Annotated in this window: 14 protein-coding genes; 6 read left to right on the forward strand and 8 right to left on the reverse strand. The window is 69.4% G+C overall.

Annotation, left to right across the window (positions count from 1 at the left end):
• Nucleotides 1-907 (forward strand): MFS transporter (locus AB0L70_RS38085; protein WP_363691742.1); only part of this gene is annotated, 907 nt, incomplete at its 5' end.
• On the opposite strand, the gene AB0L70_RS38090 is transcribed toward AB0L70_RS38085, so the two are convergent.
• On the reverse strand, nucleotides 865-1,662 hold the full coding sequence (locus AB0L70_RS38090) for a TIGR02569 family protein (protein WP_363691743.1): 798 nt from the start codon (nucleotides 1,660-1,662) through the stop codon (nucleotides 865-867). The genes AB0L70_RS38085 and AB0L70_RS38090 overlap by 43 nt on opposite strands.
• A 49-nt stretch (nucleotides 1,663-1,711) precedes the next feature.
• On the opposite strand from AB0L70_RS38090, the gene AB0L70_RS38095 reads away from it, so the two are divergent.
• A complete protein-coding gene (locus AB0L70_RS38095; RefSeq protein ID WP_363691744.1) occupies nucleotides 1,712-4,498 on the forward strand; it encodes a tetratricopeptide repeat protein in 2,787 nt (928 codons plus the stop codon).
• Here AB0L70_RS38095 and AB0L70_RS38100 read toward each other — a convergent pair.
• Nucleotides 4,495-5,658, reverse strand: coding sequence for an MFS transporter (locus AB0L70_RS38100; RefSeq protein ID WP_363691745.1), 1,164 nt, complete (start codon nucleotides 5,656-5,658; stop codon nucleotides 4,495-4,497). The genes AB0L70_RS38095 and AB0L70_RS38100 overlap by 4 nt on opposite strands.
• 133 nt (nucleotides 5,659-5,791) lie before the next feature.
• Between AB0L70_RS38100 and lexA the strand changes: the two genes are divergently transcribed.
• A complete protein-coding gene (gene lexA / locus AB0L70_RS38105; protein WP_363691746.1) occupies nucleotides 5,792-6,442 on the forward strand; it encodes a transcriptional repressor LexA in 651 nt (216 codons plus the stop codon).
• On the opposite strand, the gene AB0L70_RS38110 is transcribed toward lexA, so the two are convergent.
• Together AB0L70_RS38110 and AB0L70_RS38115 are read right to left on the reverse strand one after the other, a co-directional pair.
• A complete protein-coding gene (locus AB0L70_RS38110; protein ID WP_363691747.1) occupies nucleotides 6,402-7,571 on the reverse strand; it encodes an acyltransferase in 1,170 nt (389 codons plus the stop codon). The two genes, lexA and AB0L70_RS38110, sit on opposite strands and share 41 nt — an antisense overlap.
• A 17-nt stretch (nucleotides 7,572-7,588) precedes the next feature.
• The gene (locus tag AB0L70_RS38115) at nucleotides 7,589-8,800 is read right to left on the reverse strand and encodes a DUF6596 domain-containing protein (protein ID WP_363691748.1); all 1,212 of its coding nucleotides are present in this window, start codon (nucleotides 8,798-8,800) and stop codon (nucleotides 7,589-7,591) included.
• Nucleotides 8,801-8,890: 90 nt separating this feature from the next.
• On the opposite strand from AB0L70_RS38115, the gene AB0L70_RS38120 reads away from it, so the two are divergent.
• Entirely contained in the window at nucleotides 8,891-9,793 is a 903-nt protein-coding gene (locus AB0L70_RS38120) for a carbamate kinase (protein ID WP_363691749.1), read from the forward strand.
• Here AB0L70_RS38120 and AB0L70_RS38125 read toward each other — a convergent pair.
• The 3 genes from AB0L70_RS38125 to AB0L70_RS38135 are packed head-to-tail and all read right to left on the reverse strand — an operon-like array spanning nucleotide 9,790 to nucleotide 12,297.
• On the reverse strand, nucleotides 9,790-10,293 hold the full coding sequence (locus tag AB0L70_RS38125; RefSeq protein WP_363691750.1) for a hypothetical protein: 504 nt from the start codon (nucleotides 10,291-10,293) through the stop codon (nucleotides 9,790-9,792). The genes AB0L70_RS38120 and AB0L70_RS38125 overlap by 4 nt on opposite strands.
• Nucleotides 10,294-10,348: 55 nt before the next feature.
• Nucleotides 10,349-10,975, reverse strand: a complete 627-nt coding sequence (locus tag AB0L70_RS38130) for a response regulator transcription factor (protein ID WP_363691751.1) — start codon at nucleotides 10,973-10,975, stop codon at nucleotides 10,349-10,351.
• Nucleotides 10,972-12,297, reverse strand: coding sequence for a histidine kinase (locus tag AB0L70_RS38135; RefSeq protein WP_363691752.1), 1,326 nt, complete (start codon nucleotides 12,295-12,297; stop codon nucleotides 10,972-10,974). The genes AB0L70_RS38130 and AB0L70_RS38135 overlap by 4 nt, the downstream gene beginning before the upstream one ends.
• Nucleotides 12,298-12,401: 104 nt before the next feature.
• Here AB0L70_RS38135 and AB0L70_RS38140 point away from each other — a divergent pair, with 104 nt between their 5' ends.
• Both AB0L70_RS38140 and AB0L70_RS38145 read left to right on the forward strand, forming a co-directional pair.
• The gene (locus AB0L70_RS38140; protein WP_363691753.1) at nucleotides 12,402-14,078 is read left to right on the forward strand and encodes an ABC transporter ATP-binding protein; all 1,677 of its coding nucleotides are present in this window, start codon (nucleotides 12,402-12,404) and stop codon (nucleotides 14,076-14,078) included.
• A 173-nt stretch (nucleotides 14,079-14,251) separates the two neighbouring features.
• A complete protein-coding gene (locus AB0L70_RS38145; RefSeq protein WP_363691754.1) occupies nucleotides 14,252-15,028 on the forward strand; it encodes a serine/threonine-protein kinase in 777 nt (258 codons plus the stop codon).
• Here the strand turns inward: AB0L70_RS38145 and AB0L70_RS38150 are convergent.
• Nucleotides 15,018-15,458: a nuclear transport factor 2 family protein gene (locus AB0L70_RS38150; RefSeq protein ID WP_363691755.1), complete on the reverse strand. Its 441-nt coding sequence runs from the start codon at nucleotides 15,456-15,458 to the stop codon at nucleotides 15,018-15,020. The genes AB0L70_RS38145 and AB0L70_RS38150 overlap by 11 nt on opposite strands.
• Nucleotides 15,459-15,513 lie beyond the last annotated feature (55 nt).

Here is a 15,513-nt window from a genome sequence, read left to right on the forward strand (position 1 = left end):
CGTACTCGTCGCGACCCGCATCGTCGGCGCCTTCGTGTACGCCGGGTTCTGGGCGGTCGCGTCCGTCACCGCCATCCAGCTCGCCGGTCCACAAGCGCGAGCCAAGGCGATGAGCGTCCTCGCTGGCGGCCTCACCGTCGCAACGATCGTCGGGCTGCCGGCCGGGACCGCCCTCGGCCAGCACCTCGGCTGGCGCTCCGCGTTCTGGGCTGTCGCCGTCCTCTCGGCCCTCGCGATGATCGGCGTCATCGCGACCATTCCCGCGGGCCGCACCCACGACGCTCCGCAGTTGCGCCAGGAGACGCGCGTCCTGGCCAATCCCCAACTCTGGCTCGCCTACAGCACCACTGCTCTCTCGACCGGGGCGATCCTGGTGATCTTCAGCTACCTCGCTCCCCTGCTGACCGAGACCACGGGCCTGTCCGACGGCTGGGTCCCACTGATCCTCGCCCTGTACGGCGTCGGCGCGCTGATCGGGATCTCGATCAGCGGTCGCTTCGCCGACCGCCGGCCGTTCACCACGCTGACGGTGAGCCTGACCGGCATCGTCGCCGCCGCGGTCCTGCTGGCGCTCACGACCGGCACACCGTGGCTCGCCGTACCCGCGATCGTGCTGGTGGGCACGTTCGGATTCGCCAGCAACCCCGCCGTCAACTCGCGGGTGTTCACGGTCGCCGGGTCCGCGCCGACGCTCGCGGCGGCATTCAACATCTCGGCCTTCAACGTCGGGATCACGGTCGGACCGTGGCTCGGCGGACTCGCCATCGGCGCGGGCGCGGGCTATCCGGCCGTCGGCTGGATCGGCGCGGTCCTCGGAGTGCTTGCTTTCGGCACCATTCTCGTCGCCGCGCGGCTCCCGGCGAATCAGCGCGCGGACGGGACGGCGAGCTCGATCACCGGTGCGTAGGCGGCGCGATGGGCAGGTGTCCACACCTGGGCGCCCTGGGCGAGTTCGTCGGTTGCGATCCGGTAGATCAGCGCGCGAACGAGCATCTGACCCCACTCCGGCAGGTGTGACCATCGTTCGGCCAGGTCGGGCTTGGCGCCGTACCAGCACAGCGCGTCGACCACCGCGACGGCCGCTGCCCACGCGGGCGGCCGCCAGTACACCGGCCAGTCGATGATTGCCGGCGGCAACCCGTCCGCGAACATCACGTTCCCCGGCAGATCACCATGCACCACCTGGGCGACGAGCTCGACCGGCCGACGCGCCGCGACCAGCGGCGCGACCACCTCCTGGTACGCCGGACTGCCGTCGATCGACCGCTCTTCCCACGCGACCCGATCGCCGTCCGACCAAGGATCGTCACGCTCGTCGATGAACCCCGGCCGAGGCAGATCAGCCACGGCCGCATGAAACGCAGCCCCAGCCGTCAGTACGTCGTCCTGCCGTCCGGTATCCGTTGCTCCGGGCAGCAACCACGACGCCTCCCACCCGAAGGCGATCCACTCACCGTCGCGAGTCCGCACCGGCCGCGCCACCCGGAACTCACTGGACTCCGGCAGCCCGTCCAGCACTTCCGCGCGCCAGGAGCTCTCCAACTCGGCGCGCTTGAGCACGATCCCCTCGGAGCGCCAGGTCTCGCCCTGCCCACCCGGCAACAGGACGGCGGGTTCGGACAGCCCGAAGGCGTCCAGGACAGCTTCCGTCGGCGCAGTCATGGAAGCACTCTTTCATCGCTAGGGTGTGGAATTGGCAGTTGGAGGGCGGATGGCGGAGAACGAGGAGCGTTTGGACCCGGAGATCGAGGTCCGGCTTCTCGGTGCGTTCGGGGTCCGGGTCGAGGGTGCCGAGCTCCCGATCTCCGCACCGCGACTGCGCGATCTGCTCGCCGTACTCGCGGTGTCCGCCGGTGACACCGTCTCGATCGAGGCGATCGGCGACCGGGTCTGGACCGATCAGCCGCCGGCCCGGCTCCGGTCGGCCGTGCAGACCTGTATCTCCCGGCTGCGGACGATGCTCCCGCCCGACGTCATCGAGGCCCGCCCGGAGGGTTACGCCCTGGCGCTCCCCCGGCCGAGTATCGACGTACTGCGTTTCGCCGACGAACTCGATCAAGCGGCCCGGATTCCGGTGCCGGGTGACGAGCGGCGAGCCTTGGAGGCCGCGCTCGAGCTGTGGGTGGGAGCGCCGTTCGCCGACCTGTCCTCCGACTGGTTCACCGAGGCGATCCAGCCCGGCTTGATCGAGCGCTACCTGACCGCCCGCGAGCGCCGGATCGATCTCGACATCGCCGGCGGCACCCTCGAGCCCTTGCTCGCCGAGGTTCGGGACCTGACCAGTCAGTACCCGCTGCGCGAACCACTGTGGGCACGCCTGATCCGGCTCCTCGACGCCACCGGCCGGCACGCCGAGGCCCTGGCCTGTTACGACGACGTACGCCGTCTGATCTCCGAGCAGCTCGGGGTCGATCCAGGAGCCGAGCTGCGCGCGCTGCATGCGGACCTCCTAGCGGCCGACTCGGATGCCAACGCCGCGCCGGCGCCGATCCGTCAGGCAGTCGTGCCGAGGCAACTCCCGCCCGAGAACACCCGCATCACCGGCCGCGAGGACGAGCTCAAGGCCCTGAACGAGCTCCTCGAAGACCTGGACGGCGACGACCCTCCGACCGTGGTCGCTGCGATCTGTGGAGTCGGTGGCGCGGGCAAGACCACGCTGGCCGTGCACTGGGCGCATCAGGTCCGGCACCTCTTCCCCGACGGTCAGCTCCACCTCAACCTGCGCGGGTTCGACCCCGCCGAGGTGATGTCGACGCCTTCGGCTCTTCGGTTGCTGCTCAGCGGTCTCGGGGTTCGCGCCGAGCGGATCCCCGTGGATGAGGCCGAGCAAACCGCGCTGCTCCGCAGCACGCTCGACGGCCGCCGGATGCTGTTCCTGCTCGACAACGCCCGTGACGCCGACCAGCTCCGCCCACTGCTTCCTGGCCGTGGCTGTCTGGTCATCGTGACCAGCCGGGACCGCCTCCGCAGCCTGGTCGTCCGCGACGGCGCCCACCGAGTCACGCTGACCGAGCTCACCCCGGCCGACTCCGAGCGACTCATCCGCTCGATCGCTCCGGACGCGGACTCGGACGTCGCGGAGCTCGCTCGCAGCTGCGGTCATCTCCCCCTCGCGCTGGCGATCGCGGCCGAGCATGCGGCCGGCCGTACGCCGGACGATGTGGCCACGCTGATCGGTCAGCTCCAGGCGGAGAAGTCGGTCCTCGACGCCTTCCAGACCGACGACGAATCGGCCGACCTGCGGGTGATCTTCTCGTGGTCGCATCGCGCGCTCCAGCCCGCGACTGCCCGGCTCTACGAGCATCTCGGCATGTTCCCGGCCAACGACTTCGCCGTACCGGCTGTTGCAGCGTTGCTTGGGGCAACCAACTCGGACGCGCGCCGGTTGCTGAACCGGCTCGCCGACCTGCACCTCGTGAAGGACGCCGGCCACGGCCGGTACGAGATGCACGACCTGGTCCGGGCGCACGCCGCCGAGCTCAGCCAGCGGCTGCCGGACGCAGCGGAGGGGCTCGACCGGCTCCTCAGTTGGTACGTCTACACCGCGTTCAACGCCCGCGTTGTACGCGACGACCGCGGAACCCTGCGCGAGCTGCCGCCACCACCGGCTGGCGTCACTCCACTGACTTTCGAGCACGCGGCCGACGCGGTCCAATGGTTCGACGACGAGCGGCAGGTGCTCGCGGCCGTGATCCGGCTCGCGCATGCCACCGGCCACGACCGCCACACCTACGAGCTCGTCGAGTCCTGCGAGGGGGACTTGAGCGGCCGCGACCTCGACCTGCTGACCGAACTCCTGCACCTGGCGCTGGACAGCTGCAGCCGGCTCGATGACCCGTTGCCCGCGGCCTTCACCCACAACAGCCTCGGGCTGCGCTACGAGGACCAGGGCGACGACTGCGAACGGGCGATCGTCCACTTCGAGCGCGCACGGGCGCTCTTCACCACCGCGGGCCACGACATCGGTGCCGCCCGCGCGCTCGGCAATCTGGCCATCGCCCACGACAAACTCGGCCGTATCGACGAGGCGATCGCGCTCAACCACCAATCGCTGGAGATCAAGCGCCGGATCGGTGACGAGGCCGGTGAGGCCCGGACGCACGGAAACCTCGCCGCCTGTTACCACGCCGCCGGCCGGTACGACGAGGCTGCCGCGACCGCCGGTGAGGCGATCCGCTACTACCGGCGCAACAACAGCCGCCGCGGCGAAGGTCCGGTGCTCGACACGCTCGGCACCATCGAACGCGCCCGCGGCCGGTACGACGAAGCCCTCAGCTGCCACCTCGAGTCCCTCCGCCTGCACCGGGATCTCGGCTACCCCTGGGGCGAGGCCGTCGTACTGTCGAATCTCGGCCACACCTACTACGCGGCCGGGCGGACGTCCGAGGCCGCCGACGCGTGGCGGCAGGCCCTCGCCATCTGCGAGCGGATCAACGCCCCGCGCTCCGAAGACCTCGACCGAGACCAGCTGATCACCCTCCTGTCCCAGGTCAGCTAGCGCGTTGCCGCAACCTGCGGGGTTACCGAGCGCGCTGCCATCAGCCGGCTGTTCGCCGCCACGCCGATGAGCAGCGGCAGGAGGCCGGTGAACGTCCAGATCAGTCCGACCGCGGCCGCGAACCAGCCGACGATGGCCGGTCCGATCAGGACACCGGCGTACGTGAAGGTGGTGAGCCGCGACACCGCGGTCGCGGCCTCGCCGGTCCGGCCGATCGCGCTGAAGATCAGCGGGAGCAGGACCGATCCGCCGAGCCCGACCAACGCGAAGCCGGCGATCGACACCGGCCACAGGGGTACGGCGACGACCACGGCCAGCCCGATCACCGCCACCAGTGCGCAGCTCCGGAACAATGCGGCGGCGCCGTACCGCTCGGTCAGCCGGTCGCCGATCAAGCGCCCGACGGTCTGGAAGGCGGTGAACGCCGTGAACGCGAGGCCGGCCGTCGCGAGGTCCGCACCGCGCGACTCGTGCAGCAATACACCGCTCCAGCTGATCACGGCCGCCTCACCCATCATCACCACGAACCCCATCGCGCCGAAGATGAGTACCGGCCGGGTCCAGCCCGACGTCCACCTGGAGCGCGTCACCCGGTCGGTCTGATCAGCGCCGGGCGGAAGCAACCCACGCGTGACGACCTGCCCGGCCACCAGGAGTACGGCGGCCACGATGACGAACTGCGTACCCAGGCCGACGTCGGCACGGGTAGCCGCCGCACTCAGCAGCGAGGTCAGCACCGCACTCACGCTCCAGGCCGCGTGGCACCCGCTCAGGATCGGCCGGCCGCGCAGCCGCTCCACCGTCACCGCATGAGCGTTCATGGCCACATCGACCGCACCATGCACCAGCCCCATCAGGAGGACCGCAGCACCGAGTTGTAGAACGTTGCGCGCCAGACCGACGCCCGCCAGCAGAACGGGAAGGATTGCGAGCGCGATCCGGATCAACCTCCGGCTGCCCACCCGAGCCACCAGACCGCCGACGAACTGCATCGACACCAGCGCCGCAGCCCCGAACAACGTGAGCACGATGCCGAGCTGGGCCTCGGTCAACTGGTGCTCGGCCTTCAGCGACGGGATGCGGGACAGGTAGGTGGACACCAGGCATCCGTTGACGAAGAACACCGCGGTCACCGACCACCGTGCGCGTCCGACGTTCATCTTTGACCTCCCTCCTCGGGCGCGCCCTCTGCACGCTCTCGGGGGCGACGTCGGAGCCGATCCGCGGATGTTGCCAAAACGGTCCGGCGGGTCGGTCGGGGGTCCGCGGGACGGATCGAACTAAGATCTCGCGGTGACTGATCTTGACCCGTTCGGGGACCTCGACACCGCCGCCCTACCGGAGCGGCAACAGCGGATCCTGGTGGTGATTCGGGACTGGGTGACGCGGTACGGGTATCCGCCCAGCAGCCGGCAGCTCGGTGACGCGGTCGGGCTGCGCTCCTCGTCGTCGGTGTCGAAGCACCTGGCCAGTCTCGAGGACAAGGGCTTCCTGCGACGCAGCCCGTCGGTCTCCCGGCCGATCGACGTACGGATGTTCCTGCCGGAGCAGGCCGCACGCGAGTCCGAGGACTCGGTGCCGGTGCCCGTGGTCGGCGATATCGCGGCCGGTACGCCGATTGCCGCGATCGAGCACGTGGACGACGTCATGCAACTCCCCCGCGGGCTGACCGGCGGCGGGAACGTTTTCGGCCTGCGCGTCCGCGGTGAGTCGATGATCGACGCCGCGATCTGCGACGGCGACCTCGTCGTGGTCCGGCAGCAGTCCGAGGCGCATTCGGGTCAGATCGTCGCCGCGATGATCGACGAGGAGGCGACGGTCAAGGTGTACCGCCGGCGCAACGGCCACGTGTATCTCGAGCCGCGCAACCCGGCGTACGACGTGATCGACGGCGACAACGCGGTCATCCTGGGGATTGTGGTGTCGGTTCTTCGGAGCGTCTGACCCGTTTGACGCCAAGCAGCGTCGACACTCCGGGCAGCGCGGACAAGAGCAGCGCGAGGGCCGCCGACACCACGAAGGCAGCCGGCATCAGTACGGCGTACTTGGTCCAGATCCCCGCGTCCCACTGCACCACGAAGTAGGCGATCGCGAGAATGATCGGCTGATGCACGATGAAGTACGGCATCGCCGCGCGCGCGAGGGGGACGGGTAGCGGGCGCCGGAACGCGGCCAGTCGCATGCCGCCGCCCAGGACCGCGGTCAGCCAGCCCCACACGGCGAGAGTGATCAGCGGCGAGTACCAGAGGTACTGCCACGAGTAGCCCGGGTCCTCCCACCAGCCCTCGAGGAAGTCGATGATCCCGGTGACAACCCCGAGCACGAAGGCGCCGATCCCGAGGACGAGTCCGGGCAGAGCATCCCGTCGTACGGCCGCGACCAGGCGCTGGTCCGACATCACCAGGAACCCGACCACGAAGAAGTCGAAGAAGAAGATGAACTCGCCCCACCCGTGATCCGGACCGGGCGCGGCCAGCAGTAACCAGTGGATCGGAATCAGCGGGATCGCGAGCAGCAGGATCGATCCGCGCCGCTCGCACCGCCGCGCGATCCAGTCCTTCGGCCGCCCCCGCAACCAGAGGAACAGCGGCAGGCCGAGTACGGCGAACTGGATCAGGTACACGAGGAACCACAGGTGGTAGGTGTCGCGCAGCCAGAGTGGCGCATCACCACCGAGGTCGCTGAAGAACGTCTTCGCGTCACCGAGGAACGACGCGGTCGAGCGGCCTTTGTGGTGCTCCTCGATGAAGTACTGCAGTGGTGACAGCACGACGTACGCGATCACGAACGGCACCAAGAGCCGCAGACTGCGCTCCTTCAGGAATGCGAGCGCGGTCCGCCAGCGGAGGGCGAGCCACGCACCGGCACCCGAGAGCAGGAAGAAGAACGCCAGACCCCAGAGCCCGAGGAAGGCGATCGCGATCGAGATGCCCTCGCTGGTCTCCGCGTTCTTCACATGCCAGTCACCGTCGTCGAAGGGCCGCAGGGTGTGGAACAGGAACACCCCGAACACCGCGAGTACTCGTAGCCAGTCCAGGAACCACAGCCGTTCGCCCCGCCCCAGTTCACCCATGCAGCCAGGATGGTGGGTTATTGGGCCAGCCGCTCCTCCAGCAGGCCGAGTTGCGCCGGATTGGTGGTCAGCGACGCGGCCCGCTCGTCCGCAGCATGCGCCTCGGCGTCGCGGCCGAGGTCACGGAGAAACTGGGCCCGGGTCGCGTGGAACAACGGATAGGCCCGAAGCTGGGTCTCCAGTTCGTCGAGCTCGGCGAGAGCGCGCTTCGATCCGTTGACGAAGGAGAGCGCGACAGCTCGATGCAGGCGGGTCACCGGTGTCGGCTGGAAGGTCAGCAGCATGTCGTAGAGGACGAGGATCTGCTCCCAGTCTGTTTCCGCCCAGGTCGGAGCCTCGCTGTGGCAGGCGGCGATCGCTGCTTGCAGTTGGTACGGACCCGGTGCATGGTGGCGCCGCGCCGTACGGGTCAGCAGGGTGGTCGCGTCGGCGATAGCGGCTTGGTCCCAGCGGCCGCGATCCTGCTTCTCCAGCAGGATCAACTCGCCGGAGGTCGTGAAGCGGGCCGCCGTACGGGCTCGATGCAGGCGGATCAGCGCGAGCAGGCCGCCTACCTCAGGCTCGTTGGGCAGCAGGCCATGTAGGAGGGCGGTGAGCCACTCGGCGTCGTCGACCAGGTCGCGGGAATGGACACGCTCGGCGGTGCTGGACAGGTAGCCCTCGTTGAAGAGCAGGTAAATCACTGTCAGCACCTCGGCCAGGCGTTCGGCAACTTCGTCATCACGCGGGATGCGGTACGGGATCCCGGCGTCGGTGATCTTGCGCTTGGCCCGGGTGATCCGCTGCGCGACGGCCGACTCCGACGCCAGGAAGGCTGCCGCGATCTGCGCGGTCGTCAGTCCGCAGACCACGCGCAACGTCAAGGCGATCTGAGCCTCGCGGGCGAGCGCCGGGTGGCAGCAGGTGAAGATCAACCGGAGCCGGTCGTCGGGCGCGGGCTGGGCCGGCCATTCCAGCTGGGCCAGCTTGGCCCGGTAGTTCTGCTGTCTCCGCAGTACGTCGAGACCGCGGCGCTTGGCGACCGTGAACAGCCACGCATCCGGCCGATCCGGGATGCCTTCGACCGGCCAGCGGCGCAGCGCGATCTCCACCGCGTCCTGGACCAGGTCCTCGGCGGCGGAGAAGTCGCCGAGCATCGACACCAGCGCCCCGGCCAACTTGCCCGCGTGATCACGCACCACGCGGGCGAGTTCGTCTTCGGTACTCATTCCGGACAACACGTACTTCACCCGTGTGCCTCCATGCACCCAGTTTCACCCACCCGACACTCTGCAGACGATCGGCCCCGGCGCCGATCCGACACGTGCGACCCTGGCCTCATGCGGATGGTGATTGCGCTCGGGGGGAATGCGTTGTTGCGGCGGGGGGAACGGCCGGACGCTGACGTGCAGGTCGCCCACTTGGCCGCGGCGGCGCCGGCGTTGGCGGCGGTCGCGGCCGAGCACGAGGTGGTATTTGTGCACGGCAACGGTCCGCAGGTGGGCCTGCTCGCGCTGGAGAGTACGTCGGATCCGGGGCTGTCGAAGCCCTATCCGCTCAGCGACCTCGTCGCGGAAACCCAAGGGGTGATCGGGTACTGGATCCAGCAGGCACTCCACAACGCAGGGCTGCCACGCCCGGCGGTCACCCTGGTGACGCAGACGGTCGTCTCCGCGAGCGATCCAGCGTTCGGTACGCCGACCAAGTTCGTCGGGACCGGGTATCCGGAGGAGGAGGCGCGGCGGCTGGAGTTGCGGACCACCTGGTCGTTCCGGCCGGACGGTGATCAGTGGCGACGGGTCGTTGCCTCGCCCGAGCCGCAGCAGGTGGTGGAGCTGGATGCGGCCGAGGTCCTGCTTCGCAACGGGGTTGTGGTGATCTTGGCGGGTGGCGGCGGGGTGCCGGTTGCCGAGCGCGCCAGCGGGTTGGCCGGGGTCGATGCGGTGGTCGACAAGGATCTGACTGCTGCACTGATCGCTACCGAACTGCGGGCCGATCTGATGGTGATGCTGACGGATGTGCCGGCGGTCTACCTCGACTACGGGACTCCGACGCAGCGCCCGCTGCGGGAGATCGGGGTCGCGGAGCTGGCGGCGATCGGGTTTCCGGCGGGATCGATGGGGCCGAAGGTGACCGCGGCCGCACGGTTCGTGGAGGCCACGAAGGGACGGGCCGCGATCGGGTCGCTCGACGATGCGGCGGCGGTGATCAAAGGCGCCGGCGGCACCCAGATCGTCCCCTAGTTGTGGCCGGACTTGTCGTCGGAGGAACCGGACTTGCCATCGGAGGAGCCGGACTTGCCGGAACCTGATTTGCCGGAGGTGGGCTTCGAGCGGTCGCCGCCCTTGTCGTCGCCGGGCTCGGTGGTGCGCGAGGTACTGGACGACGTCCTCGGGCTCTGGGTCCGGTCGCCACCGTGATCATCCGGCGTGGTGGCGTGAGTCTCGGGTGTGCGGGTGCGGTCGCCGCCGTGGTCGTCCGGCGTTGTGGTGACCTTCGAGCTCTGGGGAGCGATGGTCTCGGGTGGCGGGAACCACAGTGGCGCCGGCGAGTTGCCCGGCGTACCGGGGTCGAACGCGGACCAGACCGCCGTACCTCCGGCGACCAGGCCGGCCGCGGCGACCAGGCCGAGCAGCCCGGTGCCGGCCCAGGCGAGGTAGCGCACCGACCGTCGGGCCGGCTGTGGGTCTTCTGCGCCGGTCTGCAACACAACCGGTCGACGGCGTACGTCTTCCGAGTCCATGCCTCGATCGTGTCCTACGCGGCCCATGAGCACCATCGGACCTTGGTACTAGTACCTACTCGTCCCGTCGCTGCTGGCGCTGGGCCCAGAGGGCCGCTTGGGTGCGGTCGGTGACGCCCAGACGCTGGTACACATTCGTGAGATGCGCCTTCACCGTGCGCTCACTGATCCCGAGCCGGCGCGCGATCGTCTTGTTCGGCAGGCCGGCGCCGACCATGTCGAGCACCTCCTGCTCGCGATCGGTCAGCTTGGTCTCCGGCCCCGGACTGCGACGGTTCGTCAGCAGCACCCGCGCCGCCTTCGGATCCAGCGGCGACCCGCCGGCCACGATCTCCCGCACCCCGGCCAGGATCACCTCAGGCTCACTGTGCTTCAGCAGATACCCCTCGGCACCCGCCTGCAACGCGTCCAGGATCCGCGACTGGTCGCTGAACGACGTCAGCACCAGCACATGCGCCGCTGGGACAGCCGCCACGATCTGCCGGGTCGCCGCGATCCCGTCCGTACCGGGCATGGACAGATCCATCAGTACGACGTCCGGTTGCAGCTCGGCCGCCATCGTCACCGCCTCGGCACCGTCACTCGCGGCCCCGACCAGCTCGATGTCGTCCGCCGTACCGAGGAGCTGGGACAGGCCGGTTCGTACGATTGCATGATCGTCGACAATCAACACCCGGATCACACCGGCACCTCGGCTTCCACCCGTGTCCCCTGACCGGGCGCGGCCCGGACTGTCAGCGTGCCACCCGATTCCGCGAGCAGGTCGCCGATCGAGCGTAGCCCGAGGTGCCCGTTGCTGCTCCGCTCATCGAGCCGCGATTCGTCGAAGCCCCGGCCGTCGTCGTCGACAATCAACAAGGCACGCCCGTCCACCCGCTGCGCCTTGATCAGCACCTCGCGCGCACCGCTGTGGGCAGCCACGTTCCGCACCACTTCCTGCGCCGCCCGGAACAACAACGCGGCGGTTGCGGGCGGCAACTCCTCGGCGGTGTCGGTCTCGAGGCGTACGTCGATCCCCGCCCGCTCGAGCCCGCCCGCCAACTCGGCCAACGCCGACGCGAGCCCTTCCTCGGCCAGATTCGGCGGGTAGATGTCCACCAGCAGCGACCGGAGCGACCCGATACTCCCCCGCAACCGACCTGCGCTCTCCGCGATCAGATCGGCCCGCTGTCCCTCGGTCGGATTGCCCAGCCGCATCGCATCCAGCGCATAGTTCAGCCCGGTCAACTCCTGCACGACGCCATCGTGCAACTCCCCCGCGATCCGCCGACGCTCGGCATCCGACGCGTCGACCGCGTGCTGCAGCAACCGCTCCCGGTCCCGCTGCTGCCGCTGCACCCGTCGAGCCAGCGACCACGCGAACGGAATCTGCACGAGCTCCAGCACCAGCAAGGCACCCAAGGTAGGTGGCGCGAACCGCTGCCACGCGGCCTGACCCGCCTCGGTCACGGCCTGGTACTGGAAGTACGCCTCGAACAGCAGCGCTTCTCCGTTGGTCCCCCGCACCCCGACGTACACCTCGAGGAGCTTCTTGTACGGGATCTCGAACCGGTTCTCCGGCCGGCTCAGGTCACTGACCTCGGACGCGCTGCTCCCCTGCAGGCGGAGCGCCTCGAGCTCCTCGGCGCCGAGCGGGAACTGTTGCCCGATCAACCGCTGCTCGTCGGAGTAGACAATCCGACCGTCGGCATTCCACAACTTCACCCGGACGAGCGAGCCCTGCAGGACGTACTTCCGCATCGCACTGTCGAAATCCTGCAATGCCGCCTGCTGACCGGCGACCACGGCCGGGGTGAGCCGCGGCTCGACCACCCCACGCGCGGTCACGAACGTCACCTGCCGGGCCGAATCCGTCGCCTGCTCGACCCCGGCCTGTCGCGCCACGAAGGCGATCAACGCGGCCAGGGAGAGCAGCACGATCAGTCCGGCCGCGGTGAAGCGCACCAGCAGCCCGACCGTCGAGATCGGCTCGCGGTCCCCGCGCGGACGTAGCAGTCTCACCATGTCTGGGATCGTAAGGGCCCGGGTACGGCGAAACAGCCCCGACGACAGTCGTAGTACCAAGGTGCACTACCGGCGCCGACCATCCCGCGACGACTGTTGACGGCATGAAGCTCCCGCTCTCACTCGCCGTCGCCGGGCCTGCCGCCCGAGTGCAGCTGCCTGCACTCGCCGCCGCGGCCGGCCTCGTCGTACTGCGAGTCGGCGCGGTGCTCGTCCGCCCCTGGCCGCTGGCCCTCGCGGTCGACCATGCCCTCGGCCCGAACCCGGCCGCGGATCCGCTTCTCGTCCTCACGCTGGCCGCCCTGGGCAGCGTCCTATTGTCAACAATCATCGGATTGCTCGATATGGCGAGCCTCCGGACGGTCGAAGGTGCTGCTGAGCGGATCGGCGCGTCGCTGCGCGCCATGATGTTCCAGCGCACGATGACCCGATCACTCCGCTGGCACGACCGGATGCGCAGCGGCGAGCTGGTATCCCGTCTCACCACGGACGTCGGTCGGCTGCTCGACGCGGTCGTCGCGGTGACCACGTCGTTCCTGCCGGATGCGGTGATGCTGATCGGTGTTCTCGCGCTCCTGTTCGCCTTCGACCCCGAGCTCGCCCTCATCGGTCTCACGGTCGCCCCCGTCCTGGTCGCCTTGGCGGTCCGTCAGCGCCGGCTGATCCGCACGGCTCAGCACGACGCCCGGACCGAGTCGGGACGGTTGGCAGGGGCAACGACCGACCTGCTGCGGAACGTCCGCGCCGTCCAGGCCTTCGGCCGGATCGACCGAGCCTCCGCAATCTTCGGCACCCGGAACCGCGCCGTACTGGATGTTGAACTGCGAGCGATCGACGTGGATGCACGCTGGACCCCGATGGCGGACGTCGTACTTGCGATCGGCGCCGCGCTGGTGCTCGTCCTCGGCGGACAGCACGTCCTCGCCGGAGCGCTCTCCGTCGGCCAACTCCTCGTCGTACTCGCCTACCTTCGCGACCTCTACTCCCCCGTCCGCGGCCTGACCCGGCTGTCCGTCGTACTGGCCAAGGCCGGCGCCAGTGCTCTGCGGGTCCGCGAGGTCCTGGACTGCGACGAGGCAGTCGAGGATCGGTACGACGCTCGCCCGGCCCCAGCACTGCGCTCCGGCGTACGGTTCGAGCGCGTGTCCTTCGGCTACGAGCCCGGCCGACCCGTACTCGACCACTTCGACCTCGACATCGCGGCCGGCGAGACCGTCTGCCTGCTTGGCCCCAGCGGCATCGGCAAGAGCACCGTGCTCCAACTGCTGCTCCGCCTGTACGACGTCGACGCCGGCCGGATCCTGATCGACGGGGTCGACGTCCGCGACTGCGACCAGCGCAGCCTGCGGGACCGGTTCGCGTTCGTCCCGCAGGACCCGTGGTTGCTGGACGCAACCGTCGCCGAGAACATCGCTTTCGGCAACCAGAACGCCACCCGGGCCGGAGTGATCGCGGCCGGCCGGTCGGCACTGGTGGACGAGTTTGCCGACCGGATGCCGTACGGCTACGACACACCCCTCGGCGAGAGCGGCATCCGTCTGTCCGGCGGCCAGCGCCGCCGGGTCGCCCTGGCCCGCGCCGCGGTCTCCTCCGCCCCGATGGTCCTGCTGGACGAGCCGACCGCCTCCCTCGACCCGGTCTCGGCCGCAGCCGTGATCGAGGCCATCCGGACCACGACCGCGCGCCGCACGGTGCTGCTGGTCACCCACGATCGCGACCTGGCGGCCATCGCCGACCGGGTCGTCAGCCTGTCCGAACACCAACTCAGTGGAAGGAGGTGACCACCATGCTCCGCATCAAGCCGGTCATGCACCACGGCCGTGGACGGTCCCGTAGCCGGTCCCGTTCGCGCAGCCGCAGCCGTTCCCGCAGCCGCTCGCGCAGCTGACCCACCAGCCTGCCGCCGGCTCATACCCGGCGGCAGGCTCACACCTCGTGATCAGGAAGGCCGACCATGAACGTCGACACCGAGGACGGACTCCCCGTCTGGGACTGGGCCGAGGGCTGCGAGTTGCCGGGTGGAGTGTTCGCCCTCGACCGGCTCGGTGTCGGCCACCGCTGTGAGACCTGGCTGGTCTGGTCGGCCGACCTCTGGTGTCCCGCCGTACTGAAGGCCGCCCGGCCGCACCAGATCCAGCACCCCCGCGCCGTGAAGACCCTCCGCCGCGAGACCACCGCCCTGGCCGGCAATCACCACCCGGCACTCCCCCGGCTCCTCGCCGACGGCACCGACGACGCGATCCCACACCTCATGGTCGAGTACGTCGACGGCCCGACGCTGGCCGACGAGCTCGAGGACAACGGCGTACTCACGGTCGAAGAGACCGCTCTCCTCGGCGCGCAACTGCTCCCTGCCCTGATGGCCCTGCACCACCGAGGCCTCGCCCACCTGGACGTGAAGCCGGAGAACGTCGTACTGCGGGACGCCCGGCCGATCCTGATCGACTTCGGCACGGCCCGGCGGCTGGGTAGCGAACAACCGGCCGGCCACCCGGTCGGAACCATCGGCTACGCCTCGCCCGAACAGGAGGCCTGCGCCCCGGTCTCGATCGCGATGGACCTCTTCAGCCTCGGTCAGACGCTGATCGAAGCCGCGAAGGAATCCTTCCCGATCCTCGACCGACTGATTGAGCCGGACCCTCGGCACCGCCCGACGACCCCCGATATCCTGACCGCGCTCGCCGAGGCCTCGGGCGAGCTGCGGCCCTGGCCGGAGTGGCTCAGGGCGTGAGGTCCTTCGCGGCCTGACCGGTCTCCATGTAGGTCGGGAACGACACCTGGTCGTGGACGATCATCCACTGGCCGTCGAGCTTCTGCCAGGCCGCCGTCCAGCGGACCCAGTACTCACTCTTGATGCCGTTCGCCATCGTGCCGCTGATCTGGTTGAGGCTGTAGACGACGGCCAGGTTGCCGTCCACGAGCACGGTGAGGTCGCGGACCTCGTACCCGATCGGCTGCTGGTAGAAGCTGAAGACCCCCTCCCAGTTCTTCCACTTCTTCTCCGCGCCGAGGTGCCGCAGCGGCGCCTCCACGTCGAACGAGACCAGATTCGGCGCGAACATCGTCTTCAGCGCCTCCAGGTCTCCGGTCATGATCCCGGTGCGCAGAACCTCGATCCGCTCGCGGATCTCCACCTCGTCAATTGCCTGCTGTGTTGTCATGTCTGTACGACGAAACGACCGGCGAGACTGTGAGACCTCACAGTCGGGTACGGAG

It is taken from the genome of Kribbella sp. NPDC051952 (assembly GCF_040680855.1).
Lineage (GTDB): Bacteria > Actinomycetota > Actinomycetes > Propionibacteriales > Kribbellaceae > Kribbella.

Bases quoted from the DNA above. Each gene is read 5' to 3' on its own strand.
- AB0L70_RS38090 (WP_363691743.1), bottom strand. From the start codon at position 1,662: ATGACTGCGCCGACGGAAGCTGTCCTGGACGCCTTCGGGCTGTCCGAA.
- AB0L70_RS38095 (WP_363691744.1), top strand. From the start codon at position 1,712: ATGGCGGAGAACGAGGAGCGTTTGGACCCGGAGATCGAGGTCCGGCTT.
- AB0L70_RS38100 (WP_363691745.1), bottom strand. From the start codon at position 5,658: ATGAACGTCGGACGCGCACGGTGGTCGGTGACCGCGGTGTTCTTCGTC.
- AB0L70_RS38110 (WP_363691747.1), bottom strand. From the start codon at position 7,571: ATGGGTGAACTGGGGCGGGGCGAACGGCTGTGGTTCCTGGACTGGCTA.
- AB0L70_RS38120 (WP_363691749.1), top strand. From the start codon at position 8,891: ATGCGGATGGTGATTGCGCTCGGGGGGAATGCGTTGTTGCGGCGGGGG.
- AB0L70_RS38125 (WP_363691750.1), bottom strand. From the start codon at position 10,293: ATGGACTCGGAAGACGTACGCCGTCGACCGGTTGTGTTGCAGACCGGC.
- AB0L70_RS38135 (WP_363691752.1), bottom strand. From the start codon at position 12,297: ATGGTGAGACTGCTACGTCCGCGCGGGGACCGCGAGCCGATCTCGACG.
- AB0L70_RS38140 (WP_363691753.1), top strand. From the start codon at position 12,402: ATGAAGCTCCCGCTCTCACTCGCCGTCGCCGGGCCTGCCGCCCGAGTG.
- AB0L70_RS38145 (WP_363691754.1), top strand. From the start codon at position 14,252: ATGAACGTCGACACCGAGGACGGACTCCCCGTCTGGGACTGGGCCGAG.
- AB0L70_RS38150 (WP_363691755.1), bottom strand. From the start codon at position 15,458: ATGACAACACAGCAGGCAATTGACGAGGTGGAGATCCGCGAGCGGATC.